1 protein-coding gene is annotated in these 2,021 nt (G+C 62.1%); it reads right to left on the bottom strand.

The annotated features are described in order from the left end of the window. The coding region (pyc, locus tag FY112_RS35185) for a pyruvate carboxylase (protein WP_151520499.1) at positions 1-2,021 on the bottom strand (2,021 nt) is incomplete at both ends.

Here is a 2,021-nt window from a genome sequence, read left to right as displayed (position 1 = left end):
ACATCAGGTAGGAAGCGAATTCGAAGTCGCTGACCTCGCGCTCGAGTTTCGTCTCGATGACTTTGCGCTCCGCATCGAGATCAGCCTCCTTGAGCAGTGAGCCGGGGCGCACGGTATAGGGCTTGTCGCCCTTCAGCGCCTTCTTCTGCAGCGCTTCGGGCCATCCTGACGGCGGCTGGCCGAGATCGCCCTTCAGCATCGAGACCACCGATTCCGGGAAGGAGACTTCCTTGTCGGGGCTGACGACGTCGGCAACCGTCAGGTCCTGGGACACCATCATCAGCGCCATGTCGCCGACGACCTTGGAAGACGGCGTCACCTTGACGATATCGCCGAACATCTGGTTGGCGTCGGCATAGGCCTGCGCCACCTGATGCCAGCGGGTCTCGAGCCCGAGCGAGCGGGCCTGTTCCTTGAGGTTGGTGAACTGGCCACCCGGCATTTCGTGCAGATAGACTTCGGATGCCGGGCCCCTCAGATCGCTTTCGAAGGCGGCATACTGGTTGCGCGCCGCTTCCCAATAGAAGGAGATGCGGCGGATCCATTCCGGATCGAGGCCCGGATCACGCTCCGTGCCGCGCAGCGCCTCGACGATCGAGCCGAGACAGGGCTGCGAGGTATTGCCGGACAGCGCATCCATGGCGGCATCGACGGCATCGACGCCGGCATCGACGGCGGCCAGAACGGTCGCGGCCGCAATACCCGATGTATCATGCGTGTGGAAATGGATCGGCAGGCTGGTCGCCTCGCGCAGCGCCTTGAACAGAACCTTCGCAGCCGCAGGCTTGAGAAGGCCCGCCATATCCTTGAGCGCGATGATGTGCGCCCCGGCCTTCTCGAGCTCGACCGCAAGGTCGGTGTAGTATTTCAGATCGTATTTCGGACGGGCCGAGTTCAGGATATCGCCGGTATAGCAGATCGCCGCCTCGCAGAGCTTGTTCTCCTCGGCAATGGCATCCATCGAGACGCGCATGTTCTCGACCCAGTTCAGGCAGTCGAAGACGCGGAAGAGATCGATGCCGCCCCTGGCCGCCTGGCGGACGAAATATTTGACGACATTGTCGGGATAATTGGTGTAGCCGACGCCGTTGGCGCCGCGCAGCAGCATCTGCAGCAGAAGGTTCGGCGCGCCCTCGCGGATTAGCGCCAGGCGCTCCCACGGGTCCTCGGTCAGAAAGCGCATGGAGACGTCGAAGGTCGCGCCGCCCCAGCATTCGAGCGACAAAAGGTTCGGCAGCGCATGCGCATAGGTGTCGGCAATGCGGGCGATGTCATAGGTGCGCATGCGGGTGGCGAGCAGCGACTGGTGGCCGTCGCGCATCGTCGTGTCGGTCAAAAGCACGCGCTTTTCGTTGCGCATCCATTCGCCGAATTTCTTCGGGCCAAGCGTGTCGAGGAGTTGCTTCGTACCATCCTTGACCGCATTGCCGTTGGCGTAGGGAACCACCGGCTCGGCAGCGTTATCAAGCGGCCTCGGCCTATCCTTGGCCTCGGGATGGCCATTGACGGTGACGTCGGCGAGATAGGTCAGGAGCTTCGTGGCGCGATCCTGGCGCTTGACCTGCTGGAAGAGTTCCGGCGTCGTATCGATGAAGCGCGTCGTGTAACTGTTATCCCTGAACTTCGGATGGCCGATGATCGCTTCGAGGAAGGTCAGGTTGGTTGCCACGCCGCGAATGCGGAATTCGCGCAGCGCCCGATCCATGCGGGCGATCGCTTCGGACGGATTGGGCGCCCATGCCGTGACCTTGACGAGAAGCGGATCGTAAAAGCGGGTGATGATCGCACCCGAATAGGATGTGCCGCCATCGAGGCGGATGCCGAAACCGGACGCTGAGCGATAGGCGGTGATGCGGCCGTAATCCGGAATGAAATTATGCTCCGGATCTTCCGTGGTGATGCGGCACTGCAGCGCATGGCCGTTGAGACGGATATCTTGCTGGAGCGGCACGCCCGATTCCGGCGTGCCGATCGCAAAACCGTCGAGAATGTGGATCTGCGCCTTGACGATATCGATGCCG

Origin of the sequence: Rhizobium sp. PEPV16, assembly GCF_008919455.1 — a bacterium.
Classification (GTDB): domain Bacteria; phylum Pseudomonadota; class Alphaproteobacteria; order Rhizobiales; family Rhizobiaceae; genus Rhizobium; species Rhizobium leguminosarum_Q.
Note: the sequence above shows the minus strand (reverse complement) of the source record. Positions and strands in the feature narration are given on the sequence as shown.